The sequence below is a fragment of the Streptomyces sp. C10-9-1 genome (assembly GCF_024497955.1).
GTDB classification, from domain to species: domain Bacteria; phylum Actinomycetota; class Actinomycetes; order Streptomycetales; family Streptomycetaceae; genus Streptomyces; species Streptomyces sanyensis.
In genome coordinates this window covers 241,122-258,671 of record NZ_JANHKP010000010.1, presented here as the reverse complement: position 1 = coordinate 258,671, position 17,550 = coordinate 241,122, and the positions used below count along the sequence as shown (strand labels likewise).

Sequence of the window (17,550 nt, the reverse complement as noted above, 5' to 3'; positions counted from 1 at the left end):
CGTCGTGATCAACGGAGGCCGCGCATCCAGGTCACCGCTCCTCGCGGAGGGGGCCGGCGCGCTGCCCGGTGACACTCGGTTCCCGGGTGCGTGTCACCGAGGTCTCAGCGGGGGGAACTCGGCTCCGGGCCGCAGGCTCACGTCAGGAGCACGCCGACACCGACCAGCAGGGCGGTACAGGCCAGGGCCACGACGACCAGGACGGTGCGCTTGCTCGCACCGCGGTGGCGGAGCGCGAGGGCCAGGGGGCCGATCGGAGGGATCCTGTCGTTCATGTGCTTCTCCCTGATGGTCGGGGTGATCTCGGCTTGGCGAATGCGGTCGTTCACGGGGCGTCCTGCCGCAAGGCATCGCGCAGTCGCAGTAGTTCGCGCCGGCGGCGGCGCGCCCGTACCAGGGTCAGCGTCGCGGCGGCGGTGAGGACGGCCCCGCCCGCGGCGGTGGCCACCAGGTCGGCGGTGCTGCCGCGGGCCGCGGCCAGCGCCACCCCGGCCGGGGCGGTCACGGCGGTCGCCGCCAGTGCGATGCGGGCGGCCAGCACCCGGTCCCGGGCGAACAGCGGCCGACGCCTGCTCAGCACCCAGCCGGCGAAGGCCGCCCAGGCCAGCCCGATGGCGATCATCGTGGCGAAGGCGGCCCGGGTGCGCGTCGGCAGAGGATGCGGCTCGGTGGCCCACAGCACCGCGATCACGGCCGCTCCGCATCCCCCGGCCAGGCCCACTGCCACGTGGCGCAGCCGGGACCGCAGCGACACCTCCGCGGCCAGCGCGCGCTCCAGTTGCTCGGGCACGGCCCGCTGCCCTGCGCGGTCCTGCTCGCTCATGCCTCGTATCCCTTCTCGGCCAGGTGGTTGCGCAGCATGCGCCGGGCGCGGTGCAGCCTGCTCTTGACCGTGCCGGCCGGTACGCCGAGCACCTCCGCGCAGGAGGCCAGTGGCAGGTCCTCCAGGTGGAAGAGGATCAGCACCTCGCGCTCCAGGGGCGGCAGAGCGGCAAGACCCGCCTCGATCTGCATGGTGGTGAGCACGCCGCCGAGCTCGTCCTCGGCGAGGACGGTCCGGGCTTCCTCCATGGCCGTCTCCGGAGCCCTGTACGTCTGCCGCAGCAGGTCGGCGACCGTGCGCCGGGCGATGGTGAACAGCCAGGGGGCGAACCGCTCCGGCTGCCGCAGCCGCGGCAGCCCGCGCACCACGGCGACCCACGCCTCCTGAGCAAGATCGTCGGCGAGGTGCGGCGAGCCGACCATGCCCCGGACGTAGCGCCACAGCGGGGGGTGCCACGTGGCCACCAGTTCACGGAACGCCTCCCGTTCCCCGAGCTGGCAGCGCACCACCAGCAACTCCTCGCCTGCCACCACGCCTCCCTGCTCCGCACCGTCCGTCACACAGACAGTCGGCATCCCGGGCGGAAAGGTTCACGCAACCCTGAGCGTCCAGTCCGAACGCCGGTCGCAGGAGGATCCCACCTCTCGACCACGGCTTCGGGCGGGGCCCTGGTGCCGGTGTCCGTGCCCCGGCACGACGACGGCGCCGCCGCTCCCGTGGGACGGGGAGCGGCGGCGCCTCTCGTGGACCGATCGGCCGGGGCGGTCGCCCGGGCCGTGCCGGCCGAACGTCAGATGAGCCAGCCCAGGAAGTGGACGACGCCGGCGAGCAGATCGGTGATCAGGTTCATGGTGCGCGTACTCCTTGTGCGTCACTGCTGATGTGGGACTGCGCAGTCGGGGTCTGCAGCCCGCCGCTTGCGCACGGTAAGCATCTGCTCCCGGTGAGTCATCGGGCAAGGGGATTCCGTGCGACCACACGTTCTGGGGAACAACCGATCGAGCGTTCGCTTGTTCCCGCCCCGCGTGTCGGATCCCGTCTCATACCAGGACAAAGCTGGCGAACGGGCTAGCCTGCCCGCATGACGACGACACGTCCGCGGAGCGGGAGACCGCGGGTACGCCTCACCCGCCGCGGCCGCCTGGCCCTGACCCTGACCGTCGCCGCACTCGCCACCGCCGTCCTGCTGCCCTTCCTGCCGACCGGCGGCACCGAGGGGGAGCAGCCCGCCCCCGAACCGGTGCGCACCCTCGTGATCCCCGAGGGATGGCGGGCGGGGCAGGTCTACGCGGCCGTCGACACGGCTCTCGGGCAGCAGCCCGGCGCCACCCGCGCCGCCGCCGCCACCGCACGGCTGCCCCTCCCCGGGGACGCGGCCGGCAACCCGGAGGGCTACCTCTTCCCCGCCACCTATCCGCTGGACGAGGGCACCACCCCCGCGGGGCTGCTCGCCTACATGGTCGAGACCGCCAACCGGCGCCTCGGCAGCGGGGCGCTCGCCGCCGACGCCCGCAGCGGGGGCCTGAGCACCTACGAGGCCGTCCGCATCGCCAGCATCGCCCAGGCCGAGGCCGCCACCGCCTCCGACATGGGCAAGGTGGCCCGGGTCGTCCGCAACCGCCTCGACGCCGGAATGCCGCTCCAGATGGACTCCACGCTCAACTACGCCCTGGACCGCAGCACCCTGGACACCACCGCCGAGGACACCCGGATCGACAGCCCCTACAACACCTACGCGCGCCGCGGGCTGCCGCCCACACCGATCGGCAACCCCGGCGAGGAGGCCATGCGGGCGGCCGTCGACCCGCCGGAGGGCGACTGGCTCTACTTCGTGACCGTGGGGCCGGGCGACACCCGCTTCACCGCGGACTACACCGAACACCAGCGCAACGTCGCGGACTTCAACGCCCGCCGGGCCACCGAGCGCTCCGGAGGGTGACGGCCCGGCGGGGACACCCTGCCCGGGCGGTGGCCACGGCGGGGGCCCGGCGCCTCACGCGGCCTCCGGCACCCGGGCCAGCAGCCGCACCACCTCCCGCACCGCCGCCCGTCCCGCCCGGTTGGCCCCGATCGTCGAGGCGGAGGGCCCGTACCCGACGAGATGGACCCGCTCGTCACGCGCCGCACGCGTGCCCTCCATACGGATCCCGCCGCCCGGCTCACGCAGCCGCAGCGGCGCCAGATGGTCCAGCGCCGCACGGAAGCCGGTGGCCCACAGGATCGTGTCGGCCCCGACCCTGCGGCCGTCGTCCCACACCACGCCCTCCGGCACGATGCGGTCGAACATCGGCAGACGCTCCAGCACGCCCGCGGCGCGCGCCCGCCGCGCCGCGTCGCCCAGCGGCAGACCCGTCACCGACACCACGCTGCGCGGCGGCAGACCCCGGCGCACCCGCTCCTCGACGAGAGCCACCGCGGCGCGCCCCGCCTCCAGGTCGAACGGGCCCTCCCGGAACACCGGCGGCCGCCGCGTGACCCAGGTGGTCTCCGCCCCCGCCTCCGCCAGCTCCATCAGATGCTGCGTCCCCGACGCCCCGCCGCCGACCACGACCACCCGCCGTCCCGCGAACGCCTCGGGCCCGGGGTAGTCCGCCGTGTGCAGCTGCCACCCCGCGAAGGTCTCCTGCCCGGGGTAGCGCGGCCAGAAGGGCCGGTCCCAGGTGCCGGTGGCGTTGATCAGGGCTCGGGTGCGCACCAGCCCCTGCGAGGTCTCCACCTCCAGGGCGCCGCCCCCGCCCTCCCGCACGGCGCGCACCTGCACGGGGCGCCGCACACGCAGCGCGAAACGCTCCTCGTAGGCGGCGAAGTACGCCCCGATCACCTCCGAAGAGGGCCGCTCCGGGTCCGCGTCCGTGAGCTCCATCCCGGGCAGGGCGTGCATGCCGTGGACCCTGCCGTAGGTCAGCGACGGCCAGCGGAACTGCCAGGCGCCCCCGGGGCGCGGGGCGTGGTCCAGGGTGAGCACCTCGCGCCCGGGCAGCAGCCCGGCACGGCTCAGATGGTAGGCGGCCGACAGGCCCGCCTGCCCCGCGCCTACGACCACCACGTCCACGTCACGCCCGTCGAGTCCGTTCACACCTCTCCCAACCGCGACGCGCGCCCGCCTCTTCCCGGTGCCGTCTGCTGCCGGTGCCCCGCCGGTCGGCGCGCGTCTGGGAGCCGGCCGGGGGCAGGATGGGGGCATGCCCGGACACTTCACGACCGCCAGCGAGACCGTCACCACGGGTTCCGCGGAGACGGTGACCGATCTGACCCGTCTCTGCGAGCGGTTCCTCGCCCGCCACGCGGAGGGCGCCGACGGCCTCCTCAACCTCTTCGTCCCCCATGCCACGGCCGGCATCGCGATCATCGAGACCGGTGCCGGCAGCGACGACGACCTGCTCACCGCCCTGCACGCACTGCTGCCCGCCGACGACCGCTGGCAGCACCGCCACGGATCCCCCGGCCACGGCCGCGACCACGTCCTGCCCGCACTCGTCCCCCCGCACGCCACGCTCCCCGTCGTCGGGGGCCGCCTGCACCTGGGGACCTGGCAGTCGGTGTGCCTCGTCGACACGAACAAGGACAACCCGGAGCGGCAGGTGCGGTTGAGCTTCCTGGGCGGTGGCGCGGGCTGACCGCACTGGCCGTGGCCGACCCGGCGGCAGGGCGAGAAGGCGCCGCCGGGCACGGCGCGAAGTGAGTACCCGAATGCGCCCGCCCGGCCGCCCCAGTCGGCTGGCGTGGTCTGTCGTGGGGGTCGTCGAATCGGGCTACCCGGGCGGTGATCGGATGCGCGCCGGCCAGGCCGATACCGGGCTTACCTCGTTGCCGACGCCTTGCCGTCAACCACCGCCCGCGGGCCACGGCGGGGGATGTACCTCGCGTGCAGACTGTCGCGTGATGAAGGAGTTGACTCTGAGGCGGAGCGCGATGCGAATCGGGTCATGTTGAGATATCGCCGCCGAGAGCTTCTTCAGTCTGTGGCAGGCGGGGACCCGGGCCCCGATGCGCGCGCTGGGATGTCCTCCGCTTCATTGAGGTCGAATGCGACCGCAGACGCCTGCGTCGAGGCTCTGCGTTCGGTCTCGCCGCCGCACCGGAAACCGGGGCGCTGGTGACCCGGGACCTGCCCTGCAGCGCAGGGGCTCGCCGTCGTCAACCCCTGACTGTGGGCGGGCCGGTACTTGGCACGGCGTCCCATGCATCCGGTCGGCGCCCTCACGCTCTGGCCGCCCACGACGCGCTGCCTGACTACGGCTTTCCGGTCCGCGAGTTCGCTCCTATTGAGTACTTCATTGAGCAATGAGGCGGTAGTGACGTCGTTTTACGGTCATAATCGTGGGGGGCCTCGATCATTCACGGCGCCGTGTGAAGGCGGCTGGTGGCTCCTGGTGCTGTGTCGGGCCGCGTGTTCATTTGCTTAACGGGCGACGCGGACGCTGCTGCTGTGGGCGACGACGTGCATGGTGCCGTGTGCTCAAGGGCGGCATCGAGGCACGGGGACGGAACGGGGAGATGTATGGCAGACATTGTCGCAGTGCATGGGATCTTCGCCCACAGATCGAGTCGTGACGAGATGCACACTGCCTGGTTGACTGCTCTGCGTGAGGGCCTGCGGAACGTCAGGTTCACGGGGGTCGAGGACATCACCATGGAGTGCGCGTTCTACGGGCACCTGTACAACGACGGGAAGGCCGGCGCCACCTGGCAGTACGTGATCGGCGATGTCCGGGCGGGGGTTGAGGAGGACCTCCTTGTCGCACTGGCCGCAGAGATCGAGGACCCGTCACGCGAGACACGGGGGAAAGCGGGATACGCCCCGCAGAGCGTGCAGGGGGCGATTCGCGTTCTTCAGTCGCGCAGGTTCTTCGGCGGCACGGCCGCAGGGATCATCGGTTTCGTCAAGCAAGTGGCCCGCTACTTACGCGACGAGGACTTCAGGAGCGCGGTCCAGGGTGAGTTCAGCGCCGCGATGGAGGCCCGGCCTCGTCTGGTGATAGCCCACTCGCTGGGAAGCGTGGTCGCCTACGACTGGCTGAGGTCCCATGCGGCGACCTCTGCGACGACCCTGGTCACGCTCGGGTCCCCGCTGGGGCTGTATCCGGTGCTGCGTGAACTGCATCCGTTCGCCGATGTCAGCCAGGCTCCTTGGCCCGTCGGCATCGATACCTGGGTCAACGTCGCCGCGAAGGAGGACGTCGTCGCCTCCGTCAAGGAACTGCACGGCCTGTTCGCGGGCAGGATTCAGGATCTTCCCGCGTCCAACTCCCGTGGTACCGCCCACGACGTCACCGCGTACCTGAAGAACGTCCGCACGGCACGGTCGGTGAAGGTGGCACTTGACTGAGCGCGGGGGGAAGGCGGCTTACTTCTGCGTTTCAGGGCGCCCCACCTATGGCGGGTCGCTCGCGAACCTGGAGAAGGTGCCGGAAGAAGTCCGGGCCGTCCGCGCGAGCCTCGGCGCACTGGGGCTGACCGAGTTGTTTCCCAGCGCGGAGGGAGACGGGGACGCGCTGTCCCACAGCGACCTCCGCAACGCCTTGGACGCCTGGAGTCGGGGCGCCGCCTCGTACACGGGCCCGCGAACGGCGACCCTGGTCATCTACGCCACAGGCCACGGCCTCCAGTTGGGGAACACCTGGGGGCTGGCTCCGACGGACTGCGAGGTGCCCGCCGATGTATGGGACATCGACCGTCATACCATGACGTACCCGGCCGCTCTCGTCCAGCCGCTGCAGCGGCGGCGCGACCTGGCCCAGGTCCTGCTGATCCTTGACGCGTGCGGCGCCACCCCCGGTGGTGAGCAGGCCCTGCTGGACAGAATCTCGGAGGGAAGCCACCACGCCGTCGACGACCAGTTGGACCTGTGGGTCGTGGCGGCGGCCCGACGCTCCGAGACGGCCCTGGAGACGGTCTTCTCCACGGCCTTCACGACCGCGCTGGAGGCCGTCGCCACCCCCAGCACCGAGCGACCGCACCTTGACCTGACCCAGGTGATGGAATCCGTGCAGGGAGCCCTGAGCCGCACCGAACAGAAGGCCCGCATCGTGGCCGGTCACGGTGATCCGCGCTGCCGGGCACTGCCCAACCCGCGGTACATGCCGTCCGAGCCCCCGACGTGGTTGCCTCCCGGCTGGGGCCGGGCCTCCCGCGGAGTGGTCAACGATGCGTCACCCGGCTGGTATTTCACCGGTCGTGAAGCTGCCCTGCGCACTGTCCTCGACCACCTGACGGGGGCAGGGACAGCCCCTCCCCTGTGGCTCACCGGCTCGCACGGCAGTGGCAAGACCGCCGTCCTGGGTCGCTTGGTCAGCACCGCGACCACCGAACTACGTGCGTCGCTGCCCATGGTGGCAAGGCACGGGATCCTGCCGGTCGGCGACCTGAGCCTGACAGCAGTCGACGCCCGCGGCCGTACGGCGGACCGGCTGGCTGCCGACATCGCCAGATCGCTCGGACTCACTGCCACCGACGTTCCAGGTCTGCTGGCCGAGCTCAGGTGGCACAGCCCCCAGGGTGTCCGCGGCCTGGTCGTCGACCACCTGGACGAGGCCCGGGGGCCGGACGCCGTTCTTTCCGAGCTGGTTGCGCCACTTGCTGCGTTGCCTGCCTTTCGGGCGGTGGTGGCCGCCGCTCGCCAGCTGCCGGGACGGCCCGCCCACCTGATCCTCGACCTGGACGACCCGGTACACCAGGGGGCGTCGGCCGTGGAAGCCTATCTGCGGACCCGGCTCGCCTACGGCGGAAACCTCTCCGACGGTGGCGTCGCCGCCTTGCGGCAGACCTGCGGCGGCTGTTTCGCGGCGGCGGTCGCCGCGGCGGACGTCCTGGACCGGGCAGGTGCCTCCCTGGAAGGTGCCCGCGAGGCTGCCGTCGACCGGCTCGACGCCCTGCTCCGCCGCACGTTGACGGAGGTCCTCCCGGAGTCCGCTGAAGCCGTGGCGGACACCTTGAGCGCGCTGTGCTCCTTCGGCGACGATATCTTCCTCGACGTGCCGACCTGGGCCCGAGTCGCCTCACGGCTCGCCGACGGCGCGGAGCCGGTGGCGCTGTCGCCACAGGAACTGGCGGCCCGCCTGCCCGCCCTCCGGACCCTCCTCGTCCGTCGGGACGCACCCGGAACGCACCCGGAACCGGAGGACGCGGAGCAGGTCCACAGTGCATGGCGGCCGCGTCACCCGCTGCCATCAGGAGGGCAGTCCCCCCGTCGTACCGTGCTGCGCCACCTGCGTGACGAGCTTCGTGTGGGCGAACGGGGCTGGGAGAGCATCCCCGAGCACCTGCTCGCCGTCCTCGCCGCCGCCGCGACCGATCCGACCACCGGTACGCAGCAACTCCTCGACGATCCGGAGTTCCTGCTCGCCCTGCCCCGCACCACCATGACCCGAGCGGTTCGAGCCCTGCGCGGTGCGGACCAAGCGGCACGTACCGCCGTATGGAACGCCGTGCCCCGGCGCGGGACGCCGCAGCAGAGACGGTTCGCCCTTGCGCTCGCAGCCTCCCGGAGGCGCCTGACCGACCTGGCCCGCGCCGCAGGGCCCGTCGTCGCGCCCCCCGGGTCGGTGGAGGTGGTGTGGGCCAATGCGGGGGTCCGTGGCCGCCATGCGATCACCCGTGTGTCGGCGGCCGGGGAGCCAGGACCGGGCTCGCTCATCACCGCTCACGACGACGGAACGTTGATCTGGTGGGACGGCGGTACCGGCGACCAGGTGGCGTCGCGGTCGGGTCTCGGGCCCGTCAGGGACCTGCACGCGATCTCGGGCACCGCGGGGGGCGGGGACGGAGAGGCCAGCGGGAACACCGCCGGCGCATGCGCACTGGTCGTCCTCCCGGACGGCTCACTGTTCCGATCCGCGCCGGACACCGAGCACGCCGATCAGGTGCTGCGGGAGGGATCCGGCGAGATGCCTGGCCCCTCCGCGTCGCACCCGGCCGGGCTGCTCGCCCTGGCAGACGGCCCAGCCGTCGAGGTGCTGTCCGTTTCCGCCTCCGGCATCGGTTCGGTGGCGGGCCAGGCATTCCGGAGGCCTGTCGTCGCTCTGGCTGTCGCAGGTCGGCGGGAGGACCCGGTCGTTTGGGCCGCCACTCTCGACGGAGTGGTCCACCAGTGGTTTCCCGCAGACGCGGCGACCCCCAGGAGGGTGGCACTGTGCCCGAATCCCGTGCGTCTGGCGGCCTCCGCGGATGGACAGACCGCAGTGATCGTGGATGCCGCAGGCACCTGCGCGGTCGTCGGGGGCACCACGCGTCTCTCAGGCGCCGTGCCACCGCTCGGACATGCTGTCCGGGCCGTCCACCTGATGGCCGACTGGTTCGTCGTCGCTGGCGGCGACCGGGACGGCAGCTGGCTGGACACCCACCACGCAACCGAGAGGCTCGGTGTCCGCTGGCCGCTCGACGGGCTCCCGGCGGGAATCTGCTCGCACGGCCCGGACGGCCTGATCGTGGCGACGTCCGGGGCACTCGCCCTGCTGAGCGCCCGGACCGGCCACGACCCCAGGTAGACCGCGGCAACGGGACCAGGAGGTAACCCGCATGACTGCAGTGCCGCACTCCTCGCCGCACACACCGGGCGGCGAGTTCCTCCGCGACCGGCTGGCCGGACTGCTCCTGCTGCTGAACCTCGCCGCCGCGGAGGAGATCGAGGGTGAGGAACTCGTCTCCTCACTGAGGGAGTTCGACGTCAACGGCGGTTGGCTCGACGGACTGGCGAATGGGCCGGACACGGCCGACATCGCCGCCTCTCTGCCCCACTGGCTTGTAGTGGCCGAGAACAGCGGCCTCGCCCTCGTCGCGGAGGCATACTTCGACGGCGAAGCCGGGGACGCCGAGGTGGAGCCGCCGGAGCCGGACGGCTCCGCGGGGCGGTCCGCCCCTATGCGCAGCGTTCTCGACGAGCTGGGCGGCGAAGTCGTTGAGTACCTGGCGCAGTTCTGGGCGGAGTGCCCTCAGGCCCCCTCTCCGGAGGACGGGTGCGAAACCGAGGACAGGGGAAACGGAGCGGGTCCCAGTACAGGTCCGGCGCACGCGGCGGTGTTCGATGTGCTCGGAGGGCGCCTTGCAGTCACCCTGGCGACCGCCGCGGCGCGACCGGTGCAGGAGGCCCCACTCGCGGACGGTTCGCTTGAATGGCTCCGCCCGATGGAGTGGGCCGGACCCCACCTGGCTGCGGCGTGGGAGGCCGTGGCGGAGTTGCTCGGGAGGTTCGGAGCCGTCGGCCCCGTCGGCAGACCCCCACTACCGGTCGGATCGTGGCCCGTGTCGCTGGTGGGTGAGGATCCAGCGATCGGACTCGGCTACGCACTTGGCATCCTCGCGGAGGCCACCGGATTGCCCTGTCCGACCGTCCTCGCTTTCGGGGCGTGGACGGCGGACCGGAACCTTGCGCCGATGTCGGCGGCGGACCTGTCCGGACGGGTGGAGGCGCTCGGGCAGGTGGGCGTTACCACGGTTCTCGCCCCGACCACGGACGGCTGGGTTGTGGCCGGTCCGGGGGGCAGGCGGACGCCCCCCGCCGACGTGCCCGCCGAGCCGACGCTTGATGCCGCCGCCACGGCCGTCTGGGGCGAGGGCTGGGCCGACTGGAAACGCGCCCGCCACATCGAGGAACTGGCCCGGCTGGGCTGGGTGCCCGACCCGATGGCGCCGCGGCCCGGCGACACACCGATGGACGAGGCCGGCAAGCTCCTGGCGTTCTTCGACGAGCAGCCGAAGGCATCCGGGCCGACGGGTGTGCCCGGCAATGCGAGGAACGCCCCCGGAAAGCAGGCCATCGCCCGAAAGCGGGTCGCGAAGCGCAGGCGCCTGGCCGTCGTCGGCGGTACTGCGCGCAGCGGAAAGACCACCATCGCCCGGCAGCTGGCCGAAGGGTTGCGGCGCCGAGGCTGGCAGGTGCAGACGATCCTGTCCCGCCACGGCGAACTGCCCGACCGAGACCCGCTGATCGAGGCGTGCGGCCACGCGACCGCTCTGGCGAAGCACGACAGGAGCAGGCCCTTGCTCTTGATCCTGGACGGCCTCCTACCACTCCAGAGCGGCAACAACGCGGTCGGCGCACTGCTGCCGATGGTGTCGGAATCCGTCGGTGCGAGCGTGCTCGCTGTTCTGGAGTATGACCTCTCCGCCGCCACCGAGTGGAAGACGGAGAGCCTCGACATCGTCCCCGCCCTTGTCGGCAAGCCGCGCCTGAAGCAGTTCGTCGAGCGGGCTACCAGCGCTCGCCCCGGCTCCCTCGACCGCCGGGCAGGGCTGGCGGAGGTCGAGCGGGAGGACGGAACCCGAGACGTCGGCGTTCTCATCAGGAGGATGAGCACCGCCGGAGGCGACGACCCTCTTCTTGCCTGCTTCGACGGACTTGGCATGCGGCAGCAGGAGGCGGTCGCCCGGACCGCGGCGACCTCGTTGATCCATATGGGTGTTCACGAGTCGAGTCTCACCGACCTCACCGACGCCGACAGGGAGGCCCTCGGTATCGAATCCCTGCCCGGGCAGGAACTGGCGAGGCTTGCGAGCGTCGAGGACAGCGAGCGGATCCTGCGGCGTGCGATGCAGATCGAGGAGGACCCCGACGCCCCGGATCTTGTTCCCCTCGCGAGCGAAGGACGGGTTCATGCGAAGGCCGTCGATCTGGTGCTGCCCGGCGTGGAGGAGGCGATGCGATGGGCACCCCGGGAGGCCCTGGCATGGCTGCTCGGTGCCCGGCTCTACCGTGCCTGGGTGGCGGCCGAACTTGTCGACCGCACCCGCGCCGGCGCGTTGGACGACTGGCTCCAGGGAGCGCAGGCGGCCGAGCTGGCCCGTTGTCTGACGGCGCTCGGGAGTTCGCTCGACGAGACAACGACCGGAGATTTCGTCCGGCAGTTCACCAATCGACTCACGGAGGATCCGTCCCCCCTGCGGCTGCACGACCTGAAGAATGTCATTCGGGGGATCCGGCACGCCATGGCCACCGGGGCGCTCGACTTCAACGAGGTCGCGGCGTGGCTGCAGGTCCAGGTCAACGCTGCTGTCAGCAGTGGTGAGGGCACCCCTCAGGAACGCTTGCACCTGCTGAGCCTGATCGAGTGGTTCCAGAGTGCCGAACTGAACGAGATCATCGTCAAACGGGTCGCGGAGGTCGTCACCGACCTGAGTCCGACACGGGCCGCCGACTACTTCCTGGTGCTGCGGGCCCTGAGGCTCCAACGGCGGCTCTGGCGGCGTGTTGCGGAAGACGCCGACGTCCACTACGAGGATGCCGCCGGATACCACCCGGTCGACCAGGAACCTGGTCCCGAGATGCTGATCGAGTACCAGGCCAAGGCGGAGGACGGATTCGCCGTGATTCTCGCCGGGATGATGCTGCGCCGTCAGGTGGAGCGGACTGAGTGGGCGGTGATGATCGACGAGTACCAGCACCTTCTCTCGCCCGCCCTGGAGCACAGCAGCCCTCGCGATGTCATCACGGCACTGCACGAGGTGCGGCGGACCTCGGGCATGCACCGCAACGAGATCTTCAAGCGGGCCGTGGACACCCGTTGGGACCGGGGCCGCTATCTGGACGCACTCCGTGCTCTGCTGCGCCGCGCCTCGCCGATGGAGGTCGTCGAACTCCTCCGTGTGGTCCAGGGTCTGCATGCCTGGTGCGCCTGCCTGTTGCTGTCCGTACCAGTCCAGGGACCTGTGCTGTGGGCTCCTGAACCCGTGCCTGACAATGACTTCGTAAGGAAGCTGGCCGAGGCGGTCAGAGCCGACCCCAGGGCGGCCGGGATGCTGCTGTCCGTGACGTACGCGGTGGAGGAACCCTTCCACCAGCACGGCAAGACGTTCGCGCAGAGGCTCGGCGACGCGTTCGGCGAGCAGACCGTGGTCCACTGGCTGCAGACCGACCCTCGTCCCTCGGTGAAGTACTACGTGGTCAAGGGGCTGTGGGAGGCGCAGGTCTCCCACCGCCGGTCGTTCCTGGATCTGATGGTCGACATTGTCACGCAGGCACTCACCACATCCCGCAGGATCTGGGGACCACGGCTCGCCCTACGGCTCGGTTCCGACCTCGAACTCGGAGCCGGCTTCCTGGAGCGCTTGCGCAAGAGGGTCAGCGTCGACGATCTGCTTGCCGGGATGAGTATCTGGGCACCGCCCGAGGCCCAAGCGGAGTTTCACCGGCTGGCCCGCGCCCTGTACCCCCACGCCCTCCGCAGGTACGCCCAGACGTTCGACATTCGCGAACTGGCGCAGCGTCTGGCCAACGCCCCGACCATTCCGGTGGCTGAGGCCTGCCGGGAGATTGCTGGCACTCTGCGGCACACAGGAGGGATCTCCGGGGCCAATCTGCTGCAGAAGACGAGCAAGGTCATCGGACGCCCGAACGTGTGGAGGGACCGTCTCGACTCGGTCAGGAGCGGCGGCGAGTTCACCCAGCTCCTCCGGGTGCTGGACCGGATGGACCGGGGGTTCGTCGGCCGTCTGGTCACCAGTTACGGCAGGGACACGATGAAGACCATTCGTTCGGAGGAGGAGTCCCGCCTGGTCTGGCGCACCCGATCCGAGATGTACGCCAACCCGGTGGGGGCAGCCGGGCTGCTCGCGGCCCTTGAGGACATCGCAGGGCTGGGGAAACCCGTCTACCAGGGGCTCACGAGCGACGCAGTACTCATGAAGATCTTCACAGAGGAGCTGCAGCTGCTGCAGAACCCCTCTGAGCAGTACATGGCGGCCCTGCACCTCGCTCAGATCGGGGTCGGCCCCAGACAGGCGCTCAACGCGGACTGGACCACGATGACCTACGAGCTGAAGAAGCTCATCATCACCACCGTCTCCAGTCCGCGAGTCGTCCGGGACATCCTGCGCACCATGGCGCTGTGGGAACGACGCTGGGCACTCGAGCTGGTCCCGAAGATCGACCACGCCAAGCTGGAACGACGGCTGCGGCTGGGGGTGCTGGCCGATCTGGAGCCAGCCGTCGGTCTCGCCGCCCTTCTGACCAGTCTCGACGACAATGCCGGGGCACCGATGGTGTTCGATTCGCTCAAGGAGGTCGGCTGGTCGAGGGTGGTGGAGCACGTCCATCTTCCCGTGGGAGTGCTGCTGCTGAGAGTCGCGGCACGGCTGCAGCCTCAGCACGTCGATGCCGTTGCCTCCGCCGTCAACGACCGGGTCGTCTCCGTCCTGTCCCGTGAGATCGTTCTCGATGACCGGGCGATGTGGCTGGAGGTGGGCCATGCCTGCCAGGCCCTCTCGACGGCTGGTTTCAGGCTCCGGAACCTCGCCGGGCCTTCGGCACGGGAGCCCCTGGTCGCAGACGCCCCGGCGGTCGCCCGCGCGCTGAGTTGGCTGCCCCCCACTCCGTGGCGGAAACGCCACCAGACTCTGGCGGTGGAACGCCTCCTCAGCCACCCGCCGCGCTCGCCCCAGGATCTGACCGTGGGGCTGGCCGGCGCTGCCGCGGCCGGCCGTCTTGGCGAACTGCTTGAGCTGCTCGGCGACCTCAGCAGGCTCTCCGGCGCCTCCACCAGGGATCTCGCCGATCTGACGGAGTTCGCCGAGTCCCACCACGACCTTGCTGTGGCGCTCCACCCGTACCGGGCGTGCTTCGAAATGAATCTCCAAGCCGCCACATCCGTGGCCTCACTGGACGCCCGACGCCTTCGCCAGAGCATCACCAGACTCATGCCGGGCAGGATGGTGATCGATCCCAGTTGAGGCCATCGCGAGCAGCCCAGTGGCAACTGCCGAGCCTTGCCGCTGGGTCGGACGCCTCGGCGGGGCTGTTCAAGCAGGGGTGCGGCATCGCCGCACGCTGTGACAAGAACGCCGCCCTCTGGCCGGACTTCATGTCGCGGCGGTCCTCGTGCGCTCAGTGAGGTGGGTGCAGGAGCCACAGGCTCCGGCAGGTCCCGTATGGTCAGGGGCACGTCCTGGATCTCTGGGTCACCCTCGCCAGCTGCCAGTGCTCGCAGGAACTGGAGCGCGGAGTTGAGGCTTTCGACGACATCGCGGATGGGCCCGGTCGTGTCAGCCAGCACAGCAGGATTCGCCTCGTCGCTGTGACAGGGTGCGGTGGGGCACCCCGGGGGACCCGGGGCCGTGGTGGTCGTCAGAGCCCGCCCCGCCCCGCCCGCCGGACAGCCCGACCCGCACGGAGCGGGATGTGTGAGCGCCGCCCGGACGATCCGTTCGAGCGTCGCCCGGTGCACGGCCACCTTCAGCAGTGACCGGCGGACCTCGCCCCCGGTCGACGTCCAGTGGTGCACCAGCACCAGCAGACCGCTGCGTACGGCGGCCGCGAGACCCGCGGCGTGGTGGGCGGGGTCGACCGCCACCCGCAGGACGCGCTGCCCGGGGCTGTCCTCCGCGTCGGGCCGGGCATCGGCCGTGGGCGCCTCCCCGGTGACGGTGACGGTGATGCCGACGTAGCCGTTGCCCGAGCTGTGGACGAACAGGGTCACCGCCGTGTCCAGGACGGTCCCCGCCCGGCGCAGGCCCCGTGCCACGGCCGCCGCGCCGGGCCGGTCCGCCAGGTCCAGGTGCAGGAAGGGCGGGCGCTCCTCCCCGCCGCCCGGCATGGGCTCCAGGGTGACGGCGAGCAGCGGGGCCGTGTCGTCGAACGGGGGGTCGGGCACCGGCGAGCGCGGGCCGTCCGCCGCGGAGACCGTCACGGCGAAGCCCCCGGGGAGCCCTCGGCGCTCGCTCCCACGTCCCGGCACGGGGTCAGGCGACGGGGTCGGCGGCGGGCGCGGGGCTGGTCGCGACGCGTCCGTCGCCGTCCAGCACGCCACTGGAGCGCAGCCGGTCCTCGATGTGCCGGAGCACGGCCCGGTCGACGTCGCACACGCCGATGCCGTCGACCTCGGTGTGCACGTTGTCGCGGTTGCTGGCGATGGCCGCGCCCGAACAGGCTCCGAAATACTCGCAGTTCAGGCAGTTCGCGGCCATCCGGGTCTCGGCCGCCCGGGCGGAGGCGTCGAAGCGCGGGCCGGAGAGCAACTCCCCCAGCGGGGTGGTGAAGATGTTGCCCAGCGACGCCCGGAGGTCCTCGTACGGGTCGCCGTAGGCGTAGACGTCCCCGGGGGTGTTCACGACGATGACCGGCAGCCATTCGCGCTGGTTGAAGTAGGAGCGCGGCGCCTTCGGGTCGAGGTGGCGCAGCACGATCTGCAACTGGTCGTCCAGCGGGGACACCTGCACCGGGTGGTCGCTGCCGAGCCAGAGGTCGGCGAGTCCGTTCAGGGCGGAAACGATCTCGGGCACGGTGATGTCGTACGTCTCGTGCTGGTCGGCGTAGGCGCCCTCGAAAAGGGGCAGGCCCGGAACCCCAGTCCGGCCTTCTGGCAGAAGGCGAAGGTGTCCACCACCCGGCCCAGGTTCTTCCTGGTCAGCACGGTGATGCAGCCGAACGGGACACCCTCGGAGCGCAGGCGCTCCATATGGGACACCACCGTGGCCTGCTGGTCCCGGCCGGCGATGTTGACGCGCAGGCCGCTGAAGAGGTCCAGGGACACGCCGACGTTGTCGAATCCGTCGCGGAGCAGCCGGAGCCGCTCGTCGTCGAGGAGGGTGAGGTTGGTCTGCACGGTGTTGCTCACCCGCAGGGAGTCCCCGAAGACGGCCCGCTGGTCCTCCAGGGTGCGCCAGGAGTAGTCCGGTTCGATCATCAACGGCTCGCCGCCGTGCCAGACGATGTGCAGCTGGGTGCGGACGCCGTCCTCCCGGTCCCTGTCGACGTAGTAGTCGCGCAGGTGGACGTACATCCGGTGCAGCTGCTCCCGGCTCATCCGCTCTCGCCGGTCGAGTTCGGCGAACTCGTAGCAGTAGGTGCACCTCAGGTTGCAGAACTTGGACACCTTGGTGACGAACTGGACCTGTCTGGTGGGTTCCTGTGCCATCCTCGGGCCTCCTGGGCGCTTGTGGCTCGATGCTGCGGGGAGACCGGACGCGGCCCGGGCTGCGCGGGCCGCATCCGGTCGGAGCCGGTGCCGGGCACCGGCGGGGGCGTCAGAACAGCTCGTCGAGAATCCTGCTCAGCGGTACGGCGGCGGCCGCGCCGGCCTCCTGCGCGGTGTGCTACGGGTGGAACGGCTTGCCGTACTGCAGGTAGGGCGGGTTAGTGACCTCGTTGTACGTCTGGTTGTGCTGACCGAACAGGCCGTCGGCGGTCGGCCTGCACCGCCTGGGCGAGTGCGGCACGCGCCGACTCGGAGACGGTGACCGTGCCGGTGGCGCCGGTCGACGCCTGGGCCGAGCCGCCGACGAGCACGGGCGTGGGCAGCCCGGCGGCGATCGCCGCCAGATAGGCGAGATAGCGCTTGGAGTCGCCTGCTCGCATTTCCTTCTCCTTCGTGGGGGGTATGCGCACCCCCGGATACGGGGAAGGAGGCCGCACACGGCCCCCGGAGGGCGCGTGCGGGCACGCGTCCATATCGCGGCGGTGCACGTACCGGGTGGTCGAAAGGAGGGACATTCCCTGCCCGTTGCATCCTCGACCGGCGGAGCGAGAACGCGGGCACGTCATTCCCGGGAACCAAGGGGTAGAGCGAACGCGGGTGGGCCGTCCCCTCCGCCTCCGGCCGTCCTGCCCGTGGCCCGGGCCTTGTGCAGAGTTCCGCCGGAATGCAGTCGGCGAAATCATCTCGCCACGGTGTCGCATGTCATCGGGTCGAATTTCGGGCAGAGGGCGAAATGCCGTGTGGGTTCCCCGGAGACGGCCCGGCCCCCGGGATGCGCATCTCCGCGGCGGTGCGCCCTCTGCCCCGCCCCGGCCCCGCCGG

13 protein-coding genes are annotated in these 17,550 nt (G+C 71.2%); 6 read left to right on the top strand and 7 right to left on the bottom strand.

From position 1 onward, the window contains the following. Positions 1 to 137: 137 nt before the first annotated feature. From NPS70_RS16855 to NPS70_RS16845, 3 genes are read right to left on the bottom strand one after another with little or no spacing between them, the layout of a single operon-like run. On the bottom strand, positions 138 to 329 hold the full coding sequence (locus NPS70_RS16855) for a hypothetical protein (protein ID WP_256525088.1): 192 nt from the start codon (positions 327 to 329) through the stop codon (positions 138 to 140). Next, positions 326 to 823: a transmembrane transport protein gene (locus NPS70_RS16850; RefSeq protein ID WP_256525087.1), complete on the bottom strand. Its 498-nt coding sequence runs from the start codon at positions 821 to 823 to the stop codon at positions 326 to 328. The genes NPS70_RS16855 and NPS70_RS16850 overlap by 4 nt, the downstream gene beginning before the upstream one ends. Beyond that, entirely contained in the window at positions 820 to 1,383 is a 564-nt protein-coding gene (locus tag NPS70_RS16845; RefSeq protein WP_256525086.1) for a sigma-70 family RNA polymerase sigma factor, read from the bottom strand. Before NPS70_RS16845 ends, NPS70_RS16850 begins: the two co-directional genes overlap by 4 nt. A 521-nt stretch (positions 1,384 to 1,904) precedes the next feature. Here NPS70_RS16845 and mltG point away from each other — a divergent pair. Further along, positions 1,905 to 2,762, top strand: a complete 858-nt coding sequence (mltG, locus tag NPS70_RS16840) for an endolytic transglycosylase MltG (protein ID WP_256525085.1) — start codon at positions 1,905 to 1,907, stop codon at positions 2,760 to 2,762. A gap of 54 nt (positions 2,763 to 2,816) precedes the next feature. Here mltG and NPS70_RS16835 read toward each other — a convergent pair whose 3' ends face one another. Then, positions 2,817 to 3,899, bottom strand: coding sequence for an FAD-dependent oxidoreductase (locus NPS70_RS16835; RefSeq protein WP_256525084.1), 1,083 nt, complete (start codon positions 3,897 to 3,899; stop codon positions 2,817 to 2,819). 106 nt (positions 3,900 to 4,005) lie between these two features. On the opposite strand from NPS70_RS16835, the gene NPS70_RS16830 reads away from it, so the two are divergent. The 5 genes from NPS70_RS16830 to NPS70_RS16810 all read left to right on the top strand — a co-directional run bounded on the left by NPS70_RS16830 (position 4,006) and on the right by NPS70_RS16810 (position 15,199). Beyond that, positions 4,006 to 4,440 carry a YjbQ family protein gene (locus NPS70_RS16830; RefSeq protein WP_256525083.1) on the top strand — a complete coding sequence of 145 codons (435 nt, stop codon included), beginning with the start codon at positions 4,006 to 4,008 and terminating at the stop codon, positions 4,438 to 4,440. Between the two features lie 884 nt (positions 4,441 to 5,324). After that, positions 5,325 to 6,152 carry a hypothetical protein gene (locus NPS70_RS16825; protein ID WP_256525082.1) on the top strand — a complete coding sequence of 276 codons (828 nt, stop codon included), beginning with the start codon at positions 5,325 to 5,327 and terminating at the stop codon, positions 6,150 to 6,152. Continuing rightward, complete coding sequence (locus NPS70_RS16820) at positions 6,145 to 9,309, top strand: caspase family protein (protein ID WP_374212015.1); 3,165 nt, start codon at positions 6,145 to 6,147, stop codon at positions 9,307 to 9,309. The genes NPS70_RS16825 and NPS70_RS16820 overlap by 8 nt, the downstream gene beginning before the upstream one ends. 31 nt (positions 9,310 to 9,340) lie before the next feature. Continuing rightward, positions 9,341 to 14,485 carry a hypothetical protein gene (locus NPS70_RS16815; RefSeq protein ID WP_256525080.1) on the top strand — a complete coding sequence of 1,715 codons (5,145 nt, stop codon included), beginning with the start codon at positions 9,341 to 9,343 and terminating at the stop codon, positions 14,483 to 14,485. A gap of 450 nt (positions 14,486 to 14,935) precedes the next feature. Next, positions 14,936 to 15,199: a hypothetical protein gene (locus NPS70_RS16810; protein ID WP_256525079.1), complete on the top strand. Its 264-nt coding sequence runs from the start codon at positions 14,936 to 14,938 to the stop codon at positions 15,197 to 15,199. Between the two features lie 294 nt (positions 15,200 to 15,493). On the opposite strand, the gene NPS70_RS16805 is transcribed toward NPS70_RS16810, so the two are convergent. The 3 genes from NPS70_RS16805 to NPS70_RS16795 form a co-directional block, all read right to left on the bottom strand. Continuing rightward, complete coding sequence (locus NPS70_RS16805) at positions 15,494 to 16,033, bottom strand: hypothetical protein (RefSeq protein WP_256525078.1); 540 nt, start codon at positions 16,031 to 16,033, stop codon at positions 15,494 to 15,496. After that, entirely contained in the window at positions 16,009 to 16,668 is a 660-nt protein-coding gene (locus NPS70_RS16800) for a radical SAM protein (protein ID WP_256525077.1), read from the bottom strand. The genes NPS70_RS16805 and NPS70_RS16800 overlap by 25 nt, the downstream gene beginning before the upstream one ends. Before the next feature lie 218 nt (positions 16,669 to 16,886). Further along, the gene (locus tag NPS70_RS16795) at positions 16,887 to 17,108 is read right to left on the bottom strand and encodes a hypothetical protein (RefSeq protein WP_256525076.1); all 222 of its coding nucleotides are present in this window, start codon (positions 17,106 to 17,108) and stop codon (positions 16,887 to 16,889) included. Between the last annotated feature and the right edge of the window lie 442 nt (positions 17,109 to 17,550).